Raw genomic sequence first — 18,649 nt, 5'->3', positions numbered from 1 at the left:
CTGCTATGAAAAGAGCCCTACCCTTCCTGCTGCTCCCGCTGCTACTGGCCGCGGCGCCGGTTCTGGCCCAGCAGCAGGCGCAGTACAGCCAGTACATGAACAACAATTACATCCTGAACCCGGGCACCACCGGGGTGGAGGATTACATTGATGTCAAGTTCAGCTACCGCACGCAGTGGACGGGCCTGGAGGGGGCACCCAAAACCTACTACGCCAGTGCCAGCTCCTCGCTGGGCAAGTGGCGCAGCACCAGCAAGCGCACCATTCGGGACCGGCGGCGCCCATTCCACGCCATAGGCGGCCTGGTATATAGAGATGAAACCGGGCCCACCAGCCGGACGGGGGCCTACGCATCCTACGCCTACAATCTGGTGCTGCGGCCCGACCTGCGGGTGGCGCTGGGCCTCTCGGCGGGCATGCAGCAGTTTGCCGTGGATGGGCAGAAGCTGCGTTTTTTCGACCCTACTACCCAGGCAGGTAGCGCCTCCTCGCAGGTGCTGGATGGGTCGGTGGGTTTATGGTTGTACAGTTCCCGCTTTTATCTGGGCCTGTCGGGGGCGCAGCTGCTGGGCAATCAGCTTAATTTCTCCTACGGGCCCGGCCTGCAGGGCGAAGGCGCGCCCGGCAACACGTTGAAGCGGCACTACTTCGCCACGGGCGGGGTGCGGCTGCCGCTCAACGATGACTGGTCGCTGGTACCTTCAGTGCTGGTGAAAGCCGTGAACCCGGCCCCGCTCTCGGTTGACGTCAACGCCAAGCTCAAGTACCAGGACCTGCTGTGGATCGGTGCCTCTTGGCGTGCCTTCGACTCGGCTGTGGCTATCGTAGGCCTCAGCTACGAGCAGTTCACGCTGGGCTATTCCTACGATGCCGGCCTTTCCGAGCTGGCCGGCTACCACGGCGGCAGCCACGAGGTGCTACTGGGTTTGCGGCTGAAGAAGAAAACCCAGGTGGTGTGTGCTAATCGGTTCTGGTAGGGGTTTAATCCCTGTTAAATCAACTTATATCAAGCGACAAAACATGGCTAAGTAAGTCAGGATACTAAGGAACCGCTTCATCATTTTATTTAATTTGGGCGGTCTTTATAGTTTCCCTCATGGATAATTGGCCTACTATTGTTGCTATTGTAATTGCCTTAAGTGGCGGTGTTTTTCTCCTGTCCAGGCCCTTACCAGTCGATTATAAAAATGGGGAGTATCGGCGTCATCTAACCAAAGTGGAGAAAGCCGCTCTTCAGCGGGGAGAGGTCGTGGAGAAAACCCATAAGGCGTACCAGACCGTCTGGAAGTCTTATTATGACCAGGGACCTTTACGGATAGCACTGGACAGGTCTGGAAAGTATACCTTCACCCCTCATGGTCGTTGGCAACGCCTGACCAAGCAGGGACGCTTAGAAGCTGATTCCTATCCCAAGGCAGTGTATCCCGAGGCCTCTTGGCGACAGTACTTAGCCAACGGCCAACTCGATTTTGCAATGTATGATCTGCCCACTGTATTTGAAGGCGACTCGATTGTGGAGACGCGCATCGTGCAGTTCAGATATTCCAATCCGCTCGATACCGCTTATGTACAGCATATGTTTAGCAAAGGCAACAAGGAAGTAACGCCTAGCACCTTTTCGTTTGACGGAGCTGGTAGAAAGCTTATTCCGCAGGAGCAGATGAACAATCTATTAGATTTAAAGCGGTAAATCTGTACGAAAAGTCGCCTTACGGTAAGTAACTAATATACATAACCAGCACTTCCAAGCCATATAAGGCCTTATAATCCATACTTATCGGTCATTATACAGGAGCGTGTTTCTGAGGAAATGAACCCAATAGCGCCAATCAAATGTAATTACATTGTACGTACATTTGCTTCTATGAACACGCGCCTGATTCGGGTGGGCAATTCCCAAGGGATTGTGTTGCCCAAAAAGTTACTGCAGCAATATCACCTTATCGGCGAGGTTGACCTGCAGCCCACGCCGGAAGGTCTGCTTATTAAGCCGGTCAGTAAGCCCAGTCGCCAGGGCTGGGACGAGCGTTTTCAGCACGCCATTGCCCAAGGTCAGGCGCCGGAAGTAGAGCTACTGGAAGGATTTTCCGACGACGCTTTTGAGGAAACGGAATGGCAGTGGTAGCCGTGCAGCGTTTTGAGGTATGGCTTGTGAATCTCGACCCAACCCAAGGCAGCGAAATCAATAAAACGCGCCCTTGTGTAGTACTCTCGCCCGACGAGATGAACCGCTACCTGCACACGGTAACCATTGCGGCCCTGACCAGCACCCGGCGCGACTATCCCTCCCGGGTAGACTGCACCTTTCAGGGCAAAGAGGGCCAAGTCGCACTCGACCATATACGGTCAGTGGACAAAACCCGCCTAGTGCGCCGCCTGGGCACATTGCCGAAAGCTACCGCCCAGGAAATCTGCGACCGACTACAGGAGATGTTTCAGTACTAACCCTCCGCGCACTACCCCAGCAACTCCTCAATATCCTCCTTCGTCAGGCTCTTGATGATGGCCTCATCGGTAGATATCAGATCCGTAACCAGCTGGATTTTCTTGTTCTGCAGGGCTAGGATTTTTTCCTCTACCGTGCTCTTGGTGATGAACTTGTAGGTGAAGACGGTCTTTTCCTGGCCGATGCGGTGGGCACGGTCGATAGCCTGGGCCTCCACGGCGGGGTTCCACCAGGGGTCGAGGATGAACACGTAGTCGGCGGCGGTGAGGTTGAGGCCCACGCCACCCGCTTTCAGCGAAATCAGGAATACGCGCAGCTTTTCGGTTTCCTGGAAACGGGCCACTTCCTTGTGCCGGTCGCGGGTGTTGCCGTCGAGGTAGGCGTACTTAATCTGCTTTTCATCTAGGGAAGCACGCACAATGTCCAGATGCTTCACAAACTGGCTAAACACCAGCACCTTGTGCCCCTCGGCCACCACACTACGAATCATGCGGATAACCTCGCGCAGCTTTCCCGATTCCGCCTCGTAGGTTTCATCGGCCATGCGGGGGTGGTTGGCAATCTGGCGCAGCTTGGTAAGACCCTGCAGCAGCATAAACTGCGTGTTGGCAGTGCCGTGCTCCTCTATATTTTTGAGGATTTTGTTGCGGTAGAAGCTCTTGGTTTCCTCATAGCACTGGGCCTGCTCATCCGTCATGGTGCAGTAGCTTAGGTGCTCAATCTTATCGGGCAGCTCGCGGGCTACCTGGGCCTTGTGCCGGCGCAGGATAAAGGGCTTGATGAGCGTGTGCAGACGCTTGGTCTTGTGCTCATCCTTCTCTTTCTCAATGGGTTTGAGAAACTCCTTACGGAAGAAGGCCTGGGTGCCCAGTAAGCCGGGATTGATGAACGACATCTGCGACCACAAATCCATGGTGCTGTTTTCCACCGGCGTGCCCGTCAGAATAAGGCGGTGGCGGGAGCGAAGGCCGCGCACGGCCTGGGAAGTGGTGGAGCTAGGGTTTTTGATAGCCTGCGACTCATCCAGAATCACGTAGTCAAACTGATACGTTTTCAGCATTTCAGCATCCAGCCGCACAATACCGTAGCTGGTCAGAATTAGGTCGTAGTCCTGAAACTGCTCCACGTTTTTATCCCGGTAAGTGCCCGTGTAGATCAGCACGCGCAGCTCGGGGGTAAACTTCTGGGCTTCGCTCATCCAGTTATATACCAGCGAGGTAGGCATCACCAGCAAAGAGGCCGCGCCTTTGGATTCGCCGCTTTCCTTGCGGTGCTGCAGCAGGGCCAGCGTTTGCACGGTTTTGCCCAGTCCCATGTCATCGGCCAAGCAGCCACCAAAATGGTAGTCCTTCACAAAGTGCAGCCAGTTGTAGCCGGCCTTCTGGTAGGGGCGCAGCTGCCCAATGAAGCCTATAGGCAGGGGCTTGTCCTCCACGGTCTCAAACCCGCGCAGGCGCTCCAGCTTGCGGCTCATGGTTACGGTGGCCAGGTTGCCATTCTGCAGGTCGTTTACCAGGGCCACGTGGTGCTTGCGCAGCGTGAGCGAGTGATGGTGCTCCTCAGAAAAAGCGAACAGCTCCAGGTACTCCGTAAACCACTCTTCGGGAATGATGGCAATTTGCCCGTTGGGTAGGCGGAACTCGTGGCGGCGCCCCAGAATATAGGGCCGCAGCCGGATAAAGGGTATTTCGTAGTCGCCGAAGCGCACGGTGCCGTGGATATCGAACCAGTCGCTGGTTTCGGTGATGCCCACCTGCACGGTAATGGCCCCGATGAAGTAGTCCTTGCCCGACTCCGTGCTTTGCTGCACCGTGAAGCCCATGCGCTCCAGATCCTCGGCGTAGCTGTGCAGCCAGCGGAAGGCGGTGGCTTTTTCCAGCACAGCGCGGCCGTTGCGCATTTCCAGGGCGCGCTGGCGCAGCTCCCGAATGATGTCCTGCTCCACATCCAGGTTGCGGATGAGGCGGTGGAAAATGTAGCTACCGTCGTTCTTTTCCAGCTTCACGCACACCCGCTTGTCGTAGCTGTTGTGCACGGTATGGTCGCCGTAGCGGAAAGAGAGGTCGAAGTGGATGTGCTCAGTAGGCTGTACCAGAGTGGCCACGCCCCCGCTTTCTGAAAGGGACGTAGCCGCCCGGCCCCGGACGCCGCGTGGGCGCGCTTCATCCAGGGTGATAACCGTGGCGCTGGGCACATCGGAAAAGGTGAGCTGCGGCCGGGCCACATAGCGCTCCGAGCGGATATCAAAGCCGCGGGCGTGCACGTCAAACGACTCCACCAGCGGGGCCACGAAGCGCTGGAAGTAGCTGTCCTCCACCTGCCGGGGAATGATGATGAACTTCTTGTTCAGGAAAGGCTGCAGCTTTTTGCCATCCACATCATTGCGGAAAGCATAAATCACATCATCCAGCAGCATCCAGGCGGGCTGGCAGCATACCAACACGGCGCCTTTAAACTGGAAATCGAGGCGCTGGCCCTGGTACTGAATGGTGGGGAAGTAGTGGGTATTGTCGTCGTTGCGGCGGAAGTGGAAGAGCACGGAGGCAGGCTCCGGCGCCATAGCTATTTCGTGCCAGGTTGGTTCGCCATCCTTGCCCATAATGAAGACCTGCTTGCCCGCCAGGCGGTCCAGAATCTGGCCCATGCGGTTCTGCACGTAGCTGCTGATGCGTTCCTGCAGGGCCTTGTCGCCTTTCTCCGGGTCGTACACCTTCAGGAAAAAATCGGCGGTAGCAATCTTCTTTGGCCAGAACTCCTTTATCACGGCGTCCTGCTGAATTTGGTCCGTGAGGGCCACAATTTCAAAGTCCGTAACATCCAGACCATCAGCAAATTCTGGAGCATTTTTTGCTGATACGCTCTGGTGCTGCAAGGTTAGTTGGCCGCGTGCGTTACGCTGCACCACGTACGACTCAAACAGATAGCCCAGGTACTCATGCTCCAGCAATGAGTAGACTATCTGAAAGGGCTCTGAAGTGGAAACTTTCATAAGGGCGGCCTAAAAATGGCGTTGAAAGTAAGAACAAATACCAACTAGCAGATATTCTTTTAAAAAGTAAAACTAAATCTACAAATAGTTATATGTAAAAGATGAATAAGCATTCCATGTCTATCAACTTGCTACCATGGTAGACAAGAAGGTTGCGCTTTTGTGGCAGAATTAGAGGTTGTCTCTGATATCCAGCTTGGAGGCGCTAAGCGCCGGCCGAATAGAAACAACGATAGTGATGATAATGATTGCAACGCCGGTCCACACAATATCAGAGAGTTGCATCTTCACGGGGTAGGAATCAACCACGCTGGTGGCCATACCCATGGATACCAGATGAAAAGTTTGCTGCAGCCAGCAAATGGTTACCCCAATCACCAGGCCGGTAATAGCACCTACCTGCGCCACAATAGCCCCTTCAAACAGGAAAATGTTCCGAATGGTGCGCTGGCCGGCCCCCATAGCCTGCAGAATAGCCACGTCCTTGCGCTTGTCAATGACCAGCATCGACAAGGAGAAAAAGATATTTAGCGAGGCAATGAGCAGAATAAAGGCGAAGGTGATGAACACAAACATCTTCTCCACTTTAATGGCTTTCAGCAAGCTCACGTGCTGCTCATCAGAATCCAGCACTGAGAATTTAGGCCCCAGCAGCTCCTTCACCTCGCCCTTTACCTCTTCAATAGTGCGGCTCTGGCTTACTTTCACCTCCAGACTGGTGCGCTTGTCTCCGTAGTTCAGCAGCTTCTGCGCAAAATTCAGGGGCACGAAAACGTAGCTGTCGTCGATATTCTGCTCGATGAGGAACACGCCACCGGCCAGAATGGGCAACTCGTTGAACGCATTTTCCGGGTTGAAGGAAAGAGTGCGCTTGCCGGTATTGCGCGGGTACAGCAGCGTGAGGGGCGCCAAGCGGTTGTCCAGGGCTATACTCAGCTCGTGCTGCACGCCGGCCCCGATGAGAGCATACTCGCCCCCTTCTTTTTCCAGGCGGTGGTCACCCTGCACCAGGGCCGAGTCGATGTTGCTCTGAGCGAAGAAGTTGTCGCTCACGCCCTTCATCTTCACCACCATCTGCCGGTCGTGGTAGCGCAGCAGGGCATTGTCCTCAATTACTTCCGTTACCAGGGCCACGCCCGGCATGGCGCGCAGGCGCGTGAGCAGCGGCGCATCTACCTCAAACGACTTGCCCTTGAGGGCGGTAATCTTCAGATCAGGGTCGGATTTGCCGTAGAGCGAGCGTACCAGATCCTCCAGCCCGTTGAACACCGATAGCACAATGATAAGCGCCATGGTGCCCACGGCCACTCCAACCATGGAAATGTTGGAGATGATGCTGATGATGTTGCGCTTCTTCTTGGAAGAAAAATAACGCCGGGCAATGAGCAAAGCGACGTTCATGCGGGGCGGAAATCAGGCGAAATAAGAAAGGACAGAGGTAGTGGGCAAGATACGTTACTCCCGCTAAGCGGGCGGTGCACCAGGCTTTATTTCCAGGCTTTTACAATGAGGCCGGTACCGGAATCATGCCGGGTGTTGGCATCAAACCAGTTCAGCACCAGGCAAATGGGGAACGTCAGGAGGTAGTAAAAGGGCAGTACCAGGAAAAACAGGCGCGACTTGCCCAGCATCAGAATGGGGTACTTCATGCTCAGGCGCCAGGAAACCTGACCCGGCTCGCCGTAGCTGTAGCGTGCCTCAATACGCTCAAAACCGGCGGTGCGCAGCTTCTGCTGAATCTCATGGATGTTATAGCCGTCGCGCACGTGCTCCTCAATAAAGGAGGTTTCGTCGTCGGCGTGCACGTCGGAGCCGCCCTGGTCGGAGGGGGTCGAAATCAGCAGCATGCCGCCGTCCTTGAGGGAGGCGTGGATGTTGCGGAACACTTCCACATCTTCCAGAATGTGCTCCATCACGTCCACCGAAAGGGCCAGGTCGAAGGTGTTTGGCTCGCGGTAAAGCACCAAGTCCTGCACGGCAAACTGCACCTGCGGCCGATTGATTTGCCGGAAAAACCGGTTGGAGTCGGCTACCTGCTCTTCCTTCACATCCACGGCCAGAATCGTCCAGAGCTTGCTCAGCCCCGACAGCCAGTAGGTATACTGCCCGTAGCCCGAGCCCGCATCCAGAATCACCAGGGGTTCCTGCTGGCGGCCTTTGGCCCACTGGCGCAGCTCGCGGTGCACGTGCCAGGTGCGCAGCAGCAGCAAATCGAGCAGCACATAAAACAAGCGGCGGAGCCAGGGCGTGCGGTTGAATACTTCGCCCAGGGTGCGTTTAATCGGGTCGTAATGCAAGGAGGTGAAATTGTGATATGGTGAGATAGTGAGATGGTGTGTTTGCTATTCTGGTGACGCATTTCGCGCAGGCTGCGCGGCCTGAACGTCAACTCACCATTTCACAAACTCACTATTTCACCTATTCGTCCTCGTCGGCGAACAGCTTCGGGCGCTTGGGGTTGGTCTGATGCTCGGTATCATCTTCGGAGGGCGGGGGCGGAATGCTCAGCCCACCCAGCACCTTATCGATGTGCGCCGCATAGGCGGCACTGTCATCAAGGAAGAAGACCAGTTCGGGAATCACGCGCACCTGCTTGCGGATGCGCTTGGCCAGGGCCTGCTTAATAGCTTTGCTGTTGTCGCGCACATGAGCTAGGCTGTCCTCGCCGCTATTGGCCAGCAGGCTGCTCAGGTAAATGCGGGCAACGCCCAGATCCGGCGATACGCGCACGGTGCTGATGCCCGGCGCCAGGCCCGGGAACAGGTGGGGCAGGTCGCGCTGCAAAACGGAGGCCAGTTCCTGCTGTAACAGGCTGGCAAATTTCTGTTGTCGTTTACTTTCCATACGTTAGAAAAACAAAGGTACGGGTTTCGGGGCTTCCTAAACCGATAGATATGCGCCGCATCTATCAGGCTTATACGGTCGAAGTGCGCGGCCTACCTGCTACTTTTGACGGCGGCCGGCCCGGCGTCGGGTATCCGGCGGCCTTATTTATCGGTTTGTTGCTTTCTGCTCCTTGCTAGGTTTCTTCAAAAGTACGCTTCTTACGCGGCTGGCAGCCCTGCTGCTGCTGATTTTGGGGCTGCGGCTGCCCCTGCTACTGGGCCTGCCCGTAACGCCCGCCGAACTGCACGCCCTGCTGGTGGGGGAGCGAATCCACGCCGGGGCCATTCCCTACCGCGACCTGTACGACAGCATGGCGCCCCTGGTCACGGTATTTCTGGGTCTGCTGGATACTATAGCCTCCCGGCCCGTGTGGCTTTACCGCCTGCTGGCCCTCACGGCGCTGGTAGCGCAGGCCCTGCGCCTGAACTTTGTGCTCAACCGCAGCGGCGTACACCCGGAGCGGGGCTATCTGGTGGCTCTCACCTACCTGCTGCTGGGCAGCATCACCACCGACCTGGATACCCTTTCTCCGCTGCTGCTGGGGCAAACCGGCGTTGTGTACGCCCTGAGCGCCCTGCTGCCCACCCTGCGGGAAGGCTATGATAACCGCCGCCTGTTCCGGGCCGGGTTCCTGATTGGTACCGCCGCTCTGGCCTTCCTGCCGCTGGCGCTGTTTCTGCTGGTGGGTTTGTTTGCCGTTATCATCTTCGCGGCCAACTCCTTCCGCAGCTTTTTGCTGCTGGTGTGTGGTTTTCTGTTTCCTTATGCCGTAGTGGCCACTCTCTGCCTGTACGCCGATGCTCTGCCGGGCCTCAACCAGTTTCATTTGCGGCCCATGCTCTATGGGCTGGCGGCGGCGCAGGAAGGGCTGCCGCGCGAGCTGCTGCTCAAACTTTTAATTGTGCCCGGCGCCGTGTTGGTGCTTTCCCTGCTGCGCACGTTTACCACGCCGCTGGGGCTGGTTTTTCAGGTGAAGTTTCAGCAGCTGATGCTGAGCTGGCTGATGGTGGCACTGGGCATTTTGCTGCTCACGCGCGGCACGGCCCCCGGCAGCCTGGTGCTGCTGCTGCCCCCGGCCGCGTATTTCAGCTTATTCCTGTGGCAGAAAAGCCCCCGCCCCTGGCTGACGAACGTGCTGCTGCTGGTCCTGATTGGGGTGGTGACAACCGTGCGCTACCGCAGCCTACTTCACCTGGAAGGTGTGCTGCGGCTGCCCAGCGAGGCCAACTATGCCGTGCGGCCCAACCCCACCTACGCCAAGCTGCAAAACCAGCCCCTGCTGGTGCTGGGCCCCGACCGCAGCCCCTATCTGCAGAACCAGCTGGTTACCCCTTACCTCGACTGGGACCTCTCGCAGATTGATTTTGGCCACCTCAACGAGTATGCGGCTGTGGTGCGCCTTACCCGCAATATGGCCAGCAGCCTACCCCGCTATATCATCGACCAGACCGGCCTTATGCCGGAGCTGCAATACAAGGCCCCCACCGTATTCGGGCGCTATAAGCCCGCCGGCACGCCGCGTCTCTATCAGCGGAAATAATGAATAAGCGAAAAGCCCCTGATATCACACTGGATATCAGGGGCTTTTTCTTAGCAGGACTCGCCGGCCAGATAGCCGGCAGGCTTAGCAGTCGATTTTATTTACCCTGGTCAGGTGGCGGCCCCCTTCAAAAGCGGTGTTCAGAAACTCGCTGACGATGGCGCGGGCGTCTTCCTCGCTGATAAAGCGTGCGGGCACGCAAATAATATTGGCATCGTTGTGCTGGCGGGCCAGGCGCGATATCTCCGGCATCCAGGCAATGGCGGCGCGCACACCCCGGTGCTTGTTAGCCGTGATGGCTACCCCATTGGCGGAGCCGCACACCAGGATTCCCCGTTCAAAATCACCGGCTTCTATGGCGCTGGCCAGCGGGTGCACAAAGTCGGGGTAGTCTACGGAGTCCGCTGAATAGGTTCCGAAGTCCTCCACCTGGTAGCCGTTATCGCGCAGCCATGCGAGCAGCATTTGCTTGTACTCAAAGCCGGCGTGGTCGGAGCCGATGGCAAGTGTCATAGCGTAAATCAGAAAGGAAGATGAAGACAGAAAATCAGGCGACGCCTTTATTTTCGGCCAGTTGGGCGTTGAGGCGGGCAGTATCGTTGCGGCGCACCATGCGGGCAATGTTAATGCTCAGCTCGTAGAGCAGCAGAATAGGAATGGTAACAATAATCTGCGCCGAAACGTCCGGGGGCGTGATGATAGCAGCTATTACCAGAATCACCACAATAGCGTGCTTGCGGTACACGCGCATGATTTCGGGGGTAATCATCCCAGCTTTGGCCAGGAAGAACACAATCATGGGCAGTTCAAACACAAAAGCACAGGACATGGACATGGTAGTGAGCGTGGAAATGTAGCTCTGCATGTCAATCTGGTTTTCAATGGTGGGGTCTACCACGTAGCCCGCCAGGAAATTGATGCTGAGCGGGGCGGCAATGTAGTAGCCGAACAGCAGCCCCAGCATAAACAGCACCGACACGAAGAACACGGCACCCTGCGAGTTATTCCGCTCGTGTGGGTAGAGGCCGGGCTTAATAAAGCGCCATACTTCCCAGAACAGATACGGGAAGCCCAGCACCAGACCCACAATAAAGGAGGTGCTGATGTGCATGGTGAGCTGCCCGCTCATTTCACGGTTCTGAATTACAAACCCGATTTTATCGATGCACAGATCCGGCGCACCTACCCAGGCGCCAAACTTGCAGAACATGCGGTAGGTCCAGAAATCGGGGCGGGAGGGGCCCAGAATCAGGTCGTGGAACAGGAAGTCCTTGGCAAAAAACGCCGCCAGGGTAAATACTACAACTGCAATGGCGGCACGAATGATGTGCCAGCGCAACGCCTCCAGGTGGTCAATGAAGGACATTTCGTGCTGGTCGCCCAGCGTGGGTCCTGTTTGTAATTGAGGCTGATTCACTGAAAAGAGAAAATGCTGAATTAAGGAATAACGAGTGCCGTGGAGGCATAAACGAAATGGCTATCCTTTCAGATGTTGGCCCTTCCACTTTATGGCGCTTATGGCAACGCATGCAACAACGCCGCCCCCGGAACAGGTTCTATTGCAGGCCTTTCCCTCCTAATACTGCCAGCGTGGTTCCTTTTTCGGGGGCACCATCCAGCAGGGGCATGGCCTTGCTAATCAGGGCTCGTACTGCAGGGGCTTTAAGGGAATTGTCATGGTCCTCCTGGGTTTCCCATACTTCCGTAACCCAAACCACCGAGGCGTTGTGCACATCCTGGCTGACCAGATAAATCCAACACCCCTTAGCCGAGGAAACCAGTTGCGCCGCTTCCAGCAGAATGGCGGCCAACTCCTCCCCTTTCCCTTCCACAGCCTTCAGTTTCCCGAACAGACCATACTTCGTTTGACTTCCTTGTGGCATGTGCCCTGGTGCGTGATGAGAGAGAAGTGAACTGCCAGAAGGCCGGCACTAACGCGCCGGCCCTCTTGGTTAGGCAAACAGCGGAAACTGCTGCATCCACTCGTTTATCTGCCGGCGCACCTGCCCCAGGTGGGTGTCATTGTCGTGGTGCATCAGCACATCATCAATGAACTCCACAATGCGGCTCATATCGGCTTCCTTCAGACCGCGGGTGGTCACGGCGGCTGAGCCGATCCGCATACCACTGGTCACGAAGGGCGACTTATCATCGAAGGGCACCATGTTTTTGTTGATGGTGATATCGGCCTTGATGAGGGTATTCTCCGCCAGCTTGCCGGTGAGTCCTTTGCTGCGCAGATCAATCAGCATCAGGTGGTTATCGGTGCCGCCGGAGATAATCTGGTAGCCACGGTCTACAAAGCCTTTGGCCAGAGCCTGGGCATTGCGGATTACCTGCTGGGTGTAGTCAGTGTAAGCATCAGAGAGGCACTCGCCAAAGGCCACGGCCTTAGCGCCGATGACGTGCTCCAAGGGGCCGCCCTGCGTGCCGGGGAATACGCCCGAGTCCAGCAAGGCTGACATCATGCGGATGTCGCCTTTGGGCGTTTTCAGGCCGAAGGGGTTTTCGAAGTCCTTGCCCAGCATAATGAGGCCGCCGCGCGGGCCGCGCAGGGTTTTATGCGTGGTGGTGGTAACAATGTGGCAGTGCTCGAAGGGGTTATTCAGCAAGCCCTTGGCAATGAGGCCGGAAGGGTGCGAAATATCGGCCAGCAGCAGGGCACCTACCTCGTCGGCGGCTTCGCGCAGGGCTTTGTAGTCCCAGTCGCGGGAGTAGGCCGAGGCGCCGCAGATGATGAGCTTAGGCTGCTCGCGCTTGGCAGTTTCCTTTACTTTCTGCCAGTCGATGAGGCCGGTTTCGGGTTCCACGCCATAGAAAGACGGCTTATAGAGCTTGCCGGAGAAGTTTACCGGCGAGCCGTGCGTGAGGTGGCCGCCGTGGGAAAGGTCGAAACCCAGGATTTTGTCGCCGGGCTGCAATACCGCCAGCATCACGGCGGCGTTGGCCTGCGCGCCCGAGTGCGGCTGCACGTTCACCCACTCCACGCCAAACAGCTCCTTGGCCCGGTCAATGGCCAGCTGCTCAATCTGGTCTACGATTTCGCAGCCGCCATAGTAGCGCTTGCCAGGCAGGCCCTCAGCGTATTTATTGGTCAGAATAGAGCCCTGCGCCTGCATCACCTGCTCCGAAACATAGTTCTCGGAGGCAATCAGCTCGATGCCATGCGTCTGACGTTCTTTTTCCTGACGGATCAAATCAAAGATAACCGTGTCTCGGGCAATGATGGGGGCGTGGGTTTCCATAGGTTCAAAGGTACGGCGGGGGTGGGGAACTGCCAACTAGCGGGTTGCCCCGATTGGGAAGCGTTAGGAAGGCCGTTTAGCAATGGTATAAGGCTCCTCGCTATTGGGCACCGTGTGCAGCGTAAGCGTATCCAGGTTCAGGACGCTGAGGTGGGCCAGCTCCGGGTTGTGGCGGTACACGCAGCCGGTGTCCAGGTTCAGGGCCCCGGCTTTCACCGCTATCCGCCGGCGCACCTCCGCTACGGGCGTGGGCACATGGCCGTGCACCAGCCGCTTTCCCTGCAGGCGGGAAGCATCAAAGGTGAATTGCTTAATGTTCATCATGGTCTGATGATCCTGCCGCATAAGATCCGGCGGCTGGCGAAAATCGAAGCCCGCGTGCACCAGCACAAAATCCGTCAGGTCAAACTCATAGGGCAGCGCATTCAGCCAGTGCAGATAAACGGGCGGAATATCGGCGGCCGTGGCGGCGCCAAAGCTGCTGAGGGTCAGTTCCCGGTCGGCGGGGGAGGCCCAGGTTTTTCCTATGTGGCCGTGGGCGGCATCCAGCAGCTCCTGGTCGTGGTTGCCGCGCAGGCAGTGTACGGCCAGCCCGCGCGCCTGCAGCTGCATCAGGTAGTCGAGCACGCCTTTGCTGTCGGGGCCCTTGTTCACGTAGTCGCCCAGCACATAGAGCTCGTCGCGGGGCGAAAACAGGACAATTTCTTCCAGGGCGCGGCGCAGGGTGCGCAGGCAGCCGTGCACATCAGTGGTAACAAAGCGGGCCATAGCAGCGGATAATCTTAGGCAGGAAATAAAAAAAGCACCTTCCAAAGCTGGAAGGTGCCGGGAGTCAAACCAAAAACAGCCTAGCTGTAGGCGGGTTTATCAATATCAGGCTTGTCGAGGTTGCGGTTGGGGTGACGCTGACGTGCATCAGCCGCTTCCTGTTCCAACCGATCCTCCAGATCCGGATCGAGCTGATTGACGGGCAAAGATTCGGCTTTGGGCTGGCCGGTGCCGGCGGGGTTGCCGTGGTTCTCCTTCGACTGCTGGTTGGTGCTATTGCTCTTATAAGGCATGGCGCGTTTCCGTTAAAAGTGAACAAAAAAAGCCCGGCTCCGCACCCTCAGAGAATAGGGAGCCGGGTGAAATATTTACTGGTCAATGGCGGTATCGGTGGCGTTGGGGTCGGTCAGGTCGGCGTTGGTGCCCTGGCGGGCGAGGTCGGCGTTGGTACCGGTGGGGCGGGGCTCCATCTGGTCCATGCCCACGCGGGAGTTGGGGTTCTGCATTTCGTCGCGGCCGGGGCGGGCGTCGTCGGCATCCAGCTCATCTACCGGCCGGCGCGACTCCAGATCCAGGTCCCGCTCTTCGGGCATGTCCTGGTTAGGACCATTAGGGCGGCCTTCATCCTCGGTGCGCATATTATCATGCGGATGCTGAATGTTGTCGGTATTCTCGTTTACTGATACGGCCGTGCTGCCATTGCCGCTGTCGGTGCCAAAACCTTCTTTGCCGTCGCGGTTGCCGAAGCCCCCGCGGGCATCTTCGTTTTTAGGTGGGTTTGCCCCGGGAATGATGTGGCCGGCAGCCAACTCTTCATCGGTGGTATCGTCGTTTATAACGCGTATGGGGCGGTTGTTGTGGTCGGTTGCCATAGAAAAGGTCAGCAGGTGGAATGGGAATTCATTCTAGAAAGTGTACTGTGGTTTTTGGAATTAGGTTTAGGTTTGATGAGAGGTAGCCCTGAACCCACCGCCGCCTTCTTTTTCCTTTATGGCTGCTGCTCTTGCCTCTGTTCGCTCCCTCGAAGCCCTGTTAGATTACCTCAGCCAGAGGCAGCCTGTGAAATACCTTTTCTTCTGGGGCCATACCGGAAGGCCGGGCGCTGCCGTGGGCAAAGAATGCTTTAGTCAGTGGTACCCGGCGCCCTTCACTCTAAATGGCCAGACCTACGCCACCACCGAGCACTACATGATGGCCGAAAAGGCGCGTTTATTTCAGGATGAAGCTACCCGGCAAGCCATCCTAGCCGCCCCTCATCCTCATCAAGCCAAAACCCTGGGCCGCCAGGTACAAAATTTTGAGGAAGGCCTGTGGAATGATGCCCGGGTGGCCATCGTGGTGGAAGGCAACCTGGCTAAATTCAGCCAGTATCCCGCGTTGCGCCAGTTTCTTCTGGATACCGGCCAGCGCGTGTTAGTGGAAGCCAGCCCGGTGGATGTTATCTGGGGCATCGGACTGGCGCAGGACGATCCGCGGGCGGCTAACCCCGCCGAATGGCCCGGCCTTAACCTGCTGGGCTTTGCCCTGATGGAAGTTCGGGGCCAGCTCAACCGCTAGCGCATAATCTTGCCCCGCAAATCCCAGTGGCTGTGCGCCACCTCCTGGCTGCCGGGCTTGCGCTTGATGGTGCGCGTGAACCGCTCACCGGTAATGGCGCCATCGGGCCGGCGCTTGCCGAAGAACAGTGTGACTGGCTCCCCATGCTCATTGGTAATAAAGGTGATATCGTAGCCTTTAAACACGTCATCAATCCGGGAAGAAGGCTCATAGACTTTACTAAGCTTTTGATCTAACAAACGGTGTAAGGGCATAGAAAGCGTAGATTACGGTGTCCGGATTTTTACGAGGTCCATTGGCTGCGGGTATAGGATAGCCCGTATTTTAAACACTACTTCCGGCTCTTCTCCCACCCTTTCTTCTGCCCTGTTATGTGGACCGAACAAGACAATGCCCTCACCCGCACTTTTAAGTTCAAAAGCTTCCAGACGGCCTTCAGCTTCATGACCGATGTAGCCGAGGAAGCCGAGTATCAGAACCACCATCCCTGGTGGAGCAATGAGTACAACGTGGTTACGTTCCGGCTCCGCACGCACGATGCCGGCAACACCGTGACCGAAAAAGACCGGCAGCTGGCCGCCGCCATTGATAAGCTGGCCGAGGAGTATAAAGGGCAATCAGTTGCCGGTTGATAGTTGCCTGTTACCGGTTTGGTCAAATATCTTCAGCTGGTAACCAACAACCGGCAACCGGCAACTGACAACTACCTTTGTCTTTATGTCTGATACGCCTACCGTTCTGTACCTGGTTCCTACCCCCATCGGCAACCTGGAGGATATTACCCTCCGGGCCATTCGCATTCTGGGCGAGGTAGATACCGTATTGGCCGAAGATACCCGCACCAGCGGCCGCCTGATGCAGCACCTGGGCCTGAAAAAGCCCATGCTCAGCTACCACCTCCACAACGAGCACCAGCAGGTGCAGCGCCTGCTGGAAAAGCTGGAAAAAGGCGAGCGAATGGCCCTGGTGTCGGATGCCGGCACCCCCGGAATTTCTGACCCCGGCTTTTTATTGGTGCGCGAGTGCCTGGCCCGGGGCCTGAAAGTGGAGTGCCTGCCGGGCGCCACAGCCTTTGTGCCGGCCCTACTGAAATCGGGCTTCGGAGCCGAGCGGTTTACGTTTGAAGGATTTCTGCCGGTGAAAAAAGGCCGCCAGACCCGCCTCAAGGAGTTGGCCACCGAAACCCGCACCATGATTTTTTACGAGTCGCCGCACCGGATTGTGAAAACCCTGGAACAGCTGGCCGAAGTGCTGGGCCCCGAGCGCCCCGCCTCCGTGAGCCGGGAGCTGACCAAGCTGTTTGAAGAAACCGTGACGGCTTCTCTCTCCGAGCTGGCCGCCGAGTTTGCGGGCCGCTCCGCCATCAAAGGCGAAATTGTGCTGGTGGTGCAGGGCCTGAAGGAGGAACGCATCAAAGAAGACCGTTATAAAGAAGACCATCGTGCCGAATAACCCCACCCTTGCCCCTGCTCCCGCTGCTATTGCCCCGCCGGCCGTGGCCGGTTGGGCCTATTGGCTGCCCAGCTTGCTGGCTTTCCTGAGCGCGGGCCTGCTGTGGGCAGGCTGGCCGGTGCACCCCGCTGCCCTGGCCCTGTTGCTGCTGGTGGCCTGGGTGCCCTATCTGCGGATGGAGCAGCTGCTGGTGCAGCGCGGCTCCAGCGGCTGGAAGGTGTGGCGCTACTCGTACCTGGTGCTGGTACTCTGGAATGCCTTTACCACCTACTGGGTGAGCTACAGCACATTGGGCGGCGGCATCACGGCCGTGGTCTGTAATGCTTTGATGATGAGCGCGCCGGTTATGGCGTTCTACCATACCAAGAAGCGCCTGGGCCCTACGCTGGGCTACCTGTCTTTACCGGTTTACTGGATTGCCTTTGAGCAATTGCACCTGCACTGGTTTCTCACCTGGCCCTGGCTTACGCTGGGCAACGGCTTTGCGCAGGCCAACCAGTGGGTGCAGTGGTACGAGTACACCGGCTTTCTGGGCGGCTCCGTCTGGATCTGGGCCGTAAACCTGCTGGTATTCTGGGCCTGGTTTGGCCGTGAAGGTGTAGCACCCTGGACCTTCGGGCAGGGTCGCTTCCGCTGGGCGTGGCCCGTGCTGGCCGTTGTTCTGCCGATAAGCTTGTCGTCCATTATTGGCCGCAGCTACCAGGAAAAAGGCGCTACCGCCGAGGTGCTGGTGATTCAGCCCAACGTGGACCCTTACAATGAGAAGTTTGAGAGCGGCCCCAACTTCATTTCCTACGATGAGCAGCTTACGCGCCTGCTCACCCTCACCGGGAAAAACCTGACCCCGCAAACTAAACTGGTACTGTGGCCCGAAACCTCCCTGGATGAAACTTACTTCGAGGATTCCTTCGATGGCAACCTGAAAATTCAGCGTATCCGGCAGTGGCTGGGTCAGCACCCCGGCGTAGAGCTGGTGACCGGCCTGACCAGCGTGGGCCGCTACCGCTCCAAGGAAGAAGCCAGCTCCACCGCCCGCTTCCGCGAGGATTTGGGCTACTATGATATCTTCAATGCGGCCGTGCATTTCCCCGGGGCCGTAGGTCGGCCGGAGTTCTACCATAAGTCGCGGCTGGTGCCGGGCGTGGAGGGCGTACCGCCGTGGCTGTCGGCTTTTGTTATTGATTTGGGCGGCACGGCCGGCGGCCTGGGCTCTCAGCCCGAGCGCACCGTGTACCAGACCAAAACGCCTAACCTGCGCCTGGCGCCCGTTATCTGCTATGAATCGGTGTATGGCGACTTTGTGGCCGACTACGTGAAGAATGGCGCTACGCTCATCGGCATTATCACCAACGACGGTTGGTGGTCTGACTCGCCCGGCCACTTGCAGCACCTGCAGTACGCTACCCTACGCGCCATTGAAACCCGCCGCGACATTGCCCGCTCCGCCAACACGGGCATATCCGGCTTCATCAATCAGAAAGGCGAAATCACCCAGCAAACCGGCTGGTGGGTGCAGGCCGTGAGCCGCGCCACCGTGCATCTGAACGAGGAGCTGACGTTCTACGTCCGCTACGGCGAGCTGATTGGCCCCGCCTGCCAGGTACTGGCGGTGTTGCTGTTTTTGCTGACGGTGATACGCCGGTTTACTTCCAAAACCCGTTTTACATCTAACTAACACCCCTACTGTCATCCTGAGGCGTTAGCCGAAGGACCTTCTCCCGTCAGCACGAGTCGTAACAACGATTATCGTTCCGCCGGGAGAAGGT

The 18,649-nt window shown here is 57.4% G+C and carries 22 protein-coding genes; 10 read left to right on the top strand and 12 right to left on the bottom strand.

The features are described from left to right. The first annotated feature begins 5 nt into the window (after positions 1-5). The 4 genes from AM218_RS14470 (at position 6) to AM218_RS14455 (ending at position 2,445) form a co-directional block, all read left to right on the top strand. The gene (locus AM218_RS14470) at positions 6-977 is read left to right on the top strand and encodes a PorP/SprF family type IX secretion system membrane protein (protein WP_054414539.1); all 972 of its coding nucleotides are present in this window, start codon (positions 6-8) and stop codon (positions 975-977) included. Positions 978-1,096: 119 nt separating this feature from the next. Beyond that, a complete protein-coding gene (locus tag AM218_RS14465) occupies positions 1,097-1,690 on the top strand; it encodes a hypothetical protein (protein ID WP_157547675.1) in 594 nt (197 codons plus the stop codon). Positions 1,691-1,864: 174 nt separating this feature from the next. Further along, positions 1,865-2,125, top strand: coding sequence for an AbrB/MazE/SpoVT family DNA-binding domain-containing protein (locus AM218_RS14460; protein WP_054414537.1), 261 nt, complete (start codon positions 1,865-1,867; stop codon positions 2,123-2,125). Continuing rightward, entirely contained in the window at positions 2,113-2,445 is a 333-nt protein-coding gene (locus AM218_RS14455; protein WP_054414536.1) for a type II toxin-antitoxin system PemK/MazF family toxin, read from the top strand. The genes AM218_RS14460 and AM218_RS14455 overlap by 13 nt, the downstream gene beginning before the upstream one ends. Positions 2,446-2,456: 11 nt before the next feature. On the opposite strand, the gene AM218_RS14450 is transcribed toward AM218_RS14455, so the two are convergent. The 4 genes from AM218_RS14450 to AM218_RS14435 form a co-directional block, all read right to left on the bottom strand. Further along, entirely contained in the window at positions 2,457-5,435 is a 2,979-nt protein-coding gene (locus AM218_RS14450; protein WP_054414535.1) for a DEAD/DEAH box helicase, read from the bottom strand. Positions 5,436-5,606: 171 nt separating this feature from the next. Next, entirely contained in the window at positions 5,607-6,836 is a 1,230-nt protein-coding gene (locus AM218_RS14445; protein WP_054414534.1) for an ABC transporter permease, read from the bottom strand. A gap of 86 nt (positions 6,837-6,922) precedes the next feature. Next, entirely contained in the window at positions 6,923-7,732 is an 810-nt protein-coding gene (locus AM218_RS14440; RefSeq protein ID WP_054414533.1) for a class I SAM-dependent methyltransferase, read from the bottom strand. A 121-nt stretch (positions 7,733-7,853) separates the two neighbouring features. Further along, the gene (locus AM218_RS14435) at positions 7,854-8,279 is read right to left on the bottom strand and encodes a ribosome-binding factor A (protein ID WP_054414532.1); all 426 of its coding nucleotides are present in this window, start codon (positions 8,277-8,279) and stop codon (positions 7,854-7,856) included. 50 nt (positions 8,280-8,329) lie between these two features. Here AM218_RS14435 and AM218_RS17145 point away from each other — a divergent pair, with 50 nt between their 5' ends. Together AM218_RS17145 and AM218_RS14430 are read left to right on the top strand one after the other, a co-directional pair. Beyond that, the gene (locus tag AM218_RS17145) at positions 8,330-8,458 is read left to right on the top strand and encodes a hypothetical protein (RefSeq protein ID WP_262489777.1); all 129 of its coding nucleotides are present in this window, start codon (positions 8,330-8,332) and stop codon (positions 8,456-8,458) included. Further along, positions 8,452-9,861 (top strand): hypothetical protein, encoded by a 1,410-nt coding sequence (locus AM218_RS14430; RefSeq protein ID WP_054414531.1) that lies wholly within the window; start codon positions 8,452-8,454, stop codon positions 9,859-9,861. The genes AM218_RS17145 and AM218_RS14430 overlap by 7 nt, the downstream gene beginning before the upstream one ends. A gap of 84 nt (positions 9,862-9,945) precedes the next feature. On the opposite strand, the gene rpiB is transcribed toward AM218_RS14430, so the two are convergent. From rpiB to AM218_RS14395, 7 genes are all read right to left on the bottom strand, one after another. Beyond that, on the bottom strand, positions 9,946-10,374 hold the full coding sequence (gene rpiB, locus AM218_RS14425) for a ribose 5-phosphate isomerase B (protein WP_054414530.1): 429 nt from the start codon (positions 10,372-10,374) through the stop codon (positions 9,946-9,948). Positions 10,375-10,408: 34 nt separating this feature from the next. Next, positions 10,409-11,278: a twin-arginine translocase subunit TatC gene (tatC, locus tag AM218_RS14420; RefSeq protein ID WP_316937420.1), complete on the bottom strand. Its 870-nt coding sequence runs from the start codon at positions 11,276-11,278 to the stop codon at positions 10,409-10,411. 139 nt (positions 11,279-11,417) lie between these two features. Beyond that, positions 11,418-11,744 (bottom strand): putative quinol monooxygenase, encoded by a 327-nt coding sequence (locus AM218_RS14415; protein WP_054414528.1) that lies wholly within the window; start codon positions 11,742-11,744, stop codon positions 11,418-11,420. A 69-nt stretch (positions 11,745-11,813) separates the two neighbouring features. After that, positions 11,814-13,106, bottom strand: coding sequence for a serine hydroxymethyltransferase (gene glyA / locus AM218_RS14410; protein WP_054414527.1), 1,293 nt, complete (start codon positions 13,104-13,106; stop codon positions 11,814-11,816). 63 nt (positions 13,107-13,169) lie between these two features. Continuing rightward, on the bottom strand, positions 13,170-13,874 hold the full coding sequence (locus AM218_RS14405) for a metallophosphoesterase family protein (protein ID WP_054414526.1): 705 nt from the start codon (positions 13,872-13,874) through the stop codon (positions 13,170-13,172). Between the two features lie 80 nt (positions 13,875-13,954). Further along, complete coding sequence (locus AM218_RS14400) at positions 13,955-14,167, bottom strand: hypothetical protein (RefSeq protein ID WP_054414525.1); 213 nt, start codon at positions 14,165-14,167, stop codon at positions 13,955-13,957. Positions 14,168-14,242: 75 nt separating this feature from the next. Then, the gene (locus AM218_RS14395; protein ID WP_054414524.1) at positions 14,243-14,746 is read right to left on the bottom strand and encodes a hypothetical protein; all 504 of its coding nucleotides are present in this window, start codon (positions 14,744-14,746) and stop codon (positions 14,243-14,245) included. 118 nt (positions 14,747-14,864) lie between these two features. Between AM218_RS14395 and ybiA the strand changes: the two genes are divergently transcribed. Continuing rightward, complete coding sequence (gene ybiA, locus AM218_RS14390) at positions 14,865-15,431, top strand: riboflavin biosynthesis intermediates N-glycosidase (RefSeq protein ID WP_054414523.1); 567 nt, start codon at positions 14,865-14,867, stop codon at positions 15,429-15,431. Here the strand turns inward: ybiA and AM218_RS14385 are convergent. Continuing rightward, positions 15,428-15,685, bottom strand: a complete 258-nt coding sequence (locus AM218_RS14385) for a hypothetical protein (RefSeq protein ID WP_054414522.1) — start codon at positions 15,683-15,685, stop codon at positions 15,428-15,430. The genes ybiA and AM218_RS14385 overlap by 4 nt on opposite strands. A 117-nt stretch (positions 15,686-15,802) precedes the next feature. Here AM218_RS14385 and AM218_RS14380 point away from each other — a divergent pair, with 117 nt between their 5' ends. The 3 genes from AM218_RS14380 to lnt all read left to right on the top strand — a co-directional run bounded on the left by AM218_RS14380 (position 15,803) and on the right by lnt (position 18,558). Further along, the gene (locus AM218_RS14380; RefSeq protein WP_054414521.1) at positions 15,803-16,063 is read left to right on the top strand and encodes a 4a-hydroxytetrahydrobiopterin dehydratase; all 261 of its coding nucleotides are present in this window, start codon (positions 15,803-15,805) and stop codon (positions 16,061-16,063) included. A gap of 85 nt (positions 16,064-16,148) precedes the next feature. Continuing rightward, on the top strand, positions 16,149-16,883 hold the full coding sequence (gene rsmI, locus AM218_RS14375; protein ID WP_054414520.1) for a 16S rRNA (cytidine(1402)-2'-O)-methyltransferase: 735 nt from the start codon (positions 16,149-16,151) through the stop codon (positions 16,881-16,883). Continuing rightward, positions 16,873-18,558 carry an apolipoprotein N-acyltransferase gene (gene lnt / locus AM218_RS14370; protein ID WP_231717501.1) on the top strand — a complete coding sequence of 562 codons (1,686 nt, stop codon included), beginning with the start codon at positions 16,873-16,875 and terminating at the stop codon, positions 18,556-18,558. Before rsmI ends, lnt begins: the two co-directional genes overlap by 11 nt. The last annotated feature ends 91 nt before the right edge of the window (positions 18,559-18,649 follow it).

Source organism: Hymenobacter sp. DG25A (assembly GCF_001280305.1).
Lineage (GTDB): Bacteria > Bacteroidota > Bacteroidia > Cytophagales > Hymenobacteraceae > Hymenobacter.
Note: the sequence above shows the minus strand (reverse complement) of the source record. Positions and strands in the feature narration are given on the sequence as shown.

Coding starts and splice junctions, on each gene's coding strand:
- AM218_RS14405 (WP_054414526.1), bottom strand. CDS start 13,874: ATGGCCCGCTTTGTTACCACTGATGTGCACGGCTGCCTGCGCACCCTG.
- rsmI (WP_054414520.1), top strand. CDS start 16,149: ATGTCTGATACGCCTACCGTTCTGTACCTGGTTCCTACCCCCATCGGC.
- AM218_RS14395 (WP_054414524.1), bottom strand. CDS start 14,746: ATGGCAACCGACCACAACAACCGCCCCATACGCGTTATAAACGACGAT.
- AM218_RS14465 (WP_157547675.1), top strand. CDS start 1,097: ATGGATAATTGGCCTACTATTGTTGCTATTGTAATTGCCTTAAGTGGC.
- AM218_RS14400 (WP_054414525.1), bottom strand. CDS start 14,167: ATGCCTTATAAGAGCAATAGCACCAACCAGCAGTCGAAGGAGAACCAC.
- AM218_RS14415 (WP_054414528.1), bottom strand. CDS start 11,744: ATGCCACAAGGAAGTCAAACGAAGTATGGTCTGTTCGGGAAACTGAAG.
- AM218_RS14445 (WP_054414534.1), bottom strand. CDS start 6,836: ATGAACGTCGCTTTGCTCATTGCCCGGCGTTATTTTTCTTCCAAGAAG.
- AM218_RS14380 (WP_054414521.1), top strand. CDS start 15,803: ATGTGGACCGAACAAGACAATGCCCTCACCCGCACTTTTAAGTTCAAA.
- AM218_RS14435 (WP_054414532.1), bottom strand. CDS start 8,279: ATGGAAAGTAAACGACAACAGAAATTTGCCAGCCTGTTACAGCAGGAA.
- AM218_RS14470 (WP_054414539.1), top strand. CDS start 6: ATGAAAAGAGCCCTACCCTTCCTGCTGCTCCCGCTGCTACTGGCCGCG.
- AM218_RS14385 (WP_054414522.1), bottom strand. CDS start 15,685: ATGCCCTTACACCGTTTGTTAGATCAAAAGCTTAGTAAAGTCTATGAG.
- AM218_RS14460 (WP_054414537.1), top strand. CDS start 1,865: ATGAACACGCGCCTGATTCGGGTGGGCAATTCCCAAGGGATTGTGTTG.
- AM218_RS14450 (WP_054414535.1), bottom strand. CDS start 5,435: ATGAAAGTTTCCACTTCAGAGCCCTTTCAGATAGTCTACTCATTGCTG.
- AM218_RS14455 (WP_054414536.1), top strand. CDS start 2,113: ATGGCAGTGGTAGCCGTGCAGCGTTTTGAGGTATGGCTTGTGAATCTC.
- glyA (WP_054414527.1), bottom strand. CDS start 13,106: ATGGAAACCCACGCCCCCATCATTGCCCGAGACACGGTTATCTTTGAT.
- AM218_RS17145 (WP_262489777.1), top strand. CDS start 8,330: ATGCGCCGCATCTATCAGGCTTATACGGTCGAAGTGCGCGGCCTACCT.
- ybiA (WP_054414523.1), top strand. CDS start 14,865: ATGGCTGCTGCTCTTGCCTCTGTTCGCTCCCTCGAAGCCCTGTTAGAT.
- rpiB (WP_054414530.1), bottom strand. CDS start 10,374: ATGACACTTGCCATCGGCTCCGACCACGCCGGCTTTGAGTACAAGCAA.